The 2,500-nt window shown below is 66.6% G+C and carries 3 protein-coding genes (1 of these 3 cut by a window edge); 2 read left to right on the top strand and 1 reads right to left on the bottom strand.

Features of this window, described 5'->3' with window-relative positions; genetic code table 11:
* Positions 1–512, bottom strand: the 5' end (the start) of a protein-coding gene (tyrS, locus tag SAHL_RS16330; RefSeq protein ID WP_123592487.1) for a tyrosine--tRNA ligase. 703 nt of this gene lie to the left of the window's left edge; 512 of the gene's 1,215 nt are visible here — the first part of the coding sequence; its start codon is at positions 510–512; its stop codon lies beyond the left edge, outside the window.
* A gap of 170 nt (positions 513–682) precedes the next feature.
* On the opposite strand from tyrS, the gene SAHL_RS16325 reads away from it, so the two are divergent.
* Together SAHL_RS16325 and SAHL_RS18455 are read left to right on the top strand one after the other, a co-directional pair.
* Complete coding sequence (locus SAHL_RS16325; protein WP_123592486.1) at positions 683–2,365, top strand: OapA family protein; 1,683 nt, start codon at positions 683–685, stop codon at positions 2,363–2,365.
* Between the two features lie 4 nt (positions 2,366–2,369).
* Positions 2,370–2,500 (top strand): anhydro-N-acetylmuramic acid kinase (locus SAHL_RS18455; protein WP_184947784.1); only part of this gene is annotated, 131 nt, incomplete at its 3' end.

Here is a 2,500-nt window from a genome sequence, read left to right as displayed (position 1 = left end):
GGATAGAGGAACTCGTGAATGGCGATCGACTGGTTGGCGCGATAACGCTTGTGGAAGTCATCCCGCTCGAGCATGCGCGCCACCGTGTGGGTGGCTGCAAGCCGGATCATGTCGGCGCTCGACAGCTGATCGAGCCAGCTCGAATTGAGCACGACGCGCGTGCGCTCGGGATCGAGCACCTTGTAGATCTGCGCCTCATAGGTCGCCGCGTTGGCCGCCACCTGCGCCTCGTCCAGCGGCTTGCGGGTCGCACTCTTGCCGGTGGGGTCACCGATGCGCCCGGTGAAGTCGCCGATCAGAAAGACCACGTCGTGGCCCAGGTCCTGGAACAGCCGCATCTTGTTGAGGAGCACCGTATGCCCCAGATGCAGGTCCGGCGCCGTCGGATCGAAACCGGCCTTGATCGTCAGCCGGCTGCCCGCGGCTTCGGCTTCGGCCAGCCGCTCCCGGAGGTGTTCCTCGGGGATGATCTCGTCACAGCCGCGGCCTATCTCCGCCCATTGATCCTGCATCGGCGACTCGCTCCCTTTGCCAGCGCGCGTTGAATGAATGCGGCGATAGTCTAGCCGTTTCGCACTTGCTAAGCACCCGAGATTGTGCTTTTTTATCCCGATATTTACGGACGGTACAGGGGTCGTTCGTAACTCGGGTCCGATCGCTTTGGCTTTCCGCGGCTTTGTATATGGGCAAGATCGACAATGATTATCTGTGGCTGCGCGAGCAGCCGCGCCGTACATCGCGTCTGCGCCGGACCGCGATCCTTCTAATGATACCGCTCGTTGCCGGCGCCGCCTGGCTGACGACCACGCCCGAGCCGGGGCAGTCGACCGGGAGCGACACAGCGGCCGACAGTGCGGATTCGGACACCGATGGCGGCGATACCGAGCCGCAGCTCGTCGATGCGCGCCTGAGCGTACCGGGCGGCGCCGGCGACAGCGACGCCGAGTCGCGCCCCGCCGGGGCCGAGCACACGGCCCGTGAGGACACCGCGGCTACGGACGACCGTGGGCTCGATGCTCAACAGGCCGGCGCGCGCACGATCGCCGTGGCTCCGGTGTCCGCGAGCGATCCGGAGATCGCGTCCGGGTCGACACCCGCCCCCCGCGTCGACGTCAATGTCGACGCCGCCGGCGTGCGCACGCAGCCACTGGTCGCCTCGGAGCTGAGCTCTGAGACGCTGCCTCCGTCAAACCGGCCACCCGCGCCGGCCGACGCACCGGGCGAGGGCTCGGGCCGCTGGGAGGAAATCACGATCCAGTCCGGCGACACGCTCTCGATCGCGTTCAATCGACACGGGCTGGCCTACCGGGATTCGCTCAAGATCGCCCACATGGACGAGTACGGCGATCGCTTCACCCGCGGATTGAAGGCGGGCGACACCATGCAGGTGCGCGCCGATCGCGATGGCAGCGTACTGGCGGTGGACTTTCCGCTGGATCCGCTCAAGACCCTCGAAGTACGTCCCGACGGCGACGGTTTCACCGGCGATGTCGTGATGAGCGACGTCGAACACCGAAAGGCCTACTCCGCCGGCACCATCAACACGAGCTTCTACGTCGACGCACTCGAAGCCGGCCTGTCGGACAACCAGATCATGCAGCTGGTCAAGATCTTCGGCTGGGACATCGACTTCGCGCTCGACATCCGGCCGGGCGATCGTTTCGTGGTCGTGCGCGACGAGATCTATCGTGACGGCGACAAGATCGCGGACGGCCCCATTCTCGCGGCCTCCTTCGTCAACGACGACAAGCCGGTACGCGCCGTGCGCTACACCCTCGACAACGGCGAGAGCGCCTATTTCTCACCGGAGGGGCGCCCCATGAAGAAGGCCTTCATCCGCACGCCGGTCGACTACACCCGCATCAGCTCCCGCTTCAGCCTCTCCCGCAAGCACCCGGTCCTCAACAAGATCCGGCGTCACGCCGGCACCGACTACGCCGCCCCGACCGGCACGCCGATCAAGGCCACCGGCAACGGACGCATCGTCTTCCGCGGGCGTCGCGGCGGCTACGGCAACGTAGTCATCATCAGGCACGACGATCATCTGTCGACCCGCTACGGCCACATGTCGAAATTCGCCGAGGGCCTGGGCAACGGCAGCCGGGTAAAGCAAGGCGAGGTGATCGGCTACGTCGGCATGAGCGGCCTGGCGACCGGGCCGCATCTGCATTACGAGTTCCGCGTCGACGGCGAGCCGAAGGATCCGGAAACCGTCGATCTGCCGCGGGCGACCCGGCTGCCGAAGAGCCAACTGGCGGATTTCAAGCAGTACACCGCGCCGCTGCTGACCCAGCTCAAGACGCTGTCGCACACCCACGTCGCACGCCTGGACGAAGCGGCCGACGACGCGTCGCGGCCGAACTGAAGACATGAACGGCGGCCCGGGGTTGTACATCGGCCTGATGTCGGGCACCAGCGTCGACGCAGCCGATGCCGCGCTGGTCGAGTTCCCCGCCGAGGCGCCGCCCCGCCTGCTGGCCACCCACGCCGAACCACCCCC

Source organism: Salinisphaera orenii subsp. halophila YIM 95161, from assembly GCF_003732545.1.
GTDB lineage: Bacteria > Pseudomonadota > Gammaproteobacteria > Nevskiales > Salinisphaeraceae > Salinisphaera > Salinisphaera orenii_A.
This window is presented reverse-complemented; position numbering and strand designations above follow the sequence as displayed.

Bases quoted from the DNA above. Each gene is read 5' to 3' on its own strand.
- SAHL_RS16325 (WP_123592486.1), top strand. From the start codon at position 683: ATGGGCAAGATCGACAATGATTATCTGTGGCTGCGCGAGCAGCCGCGC.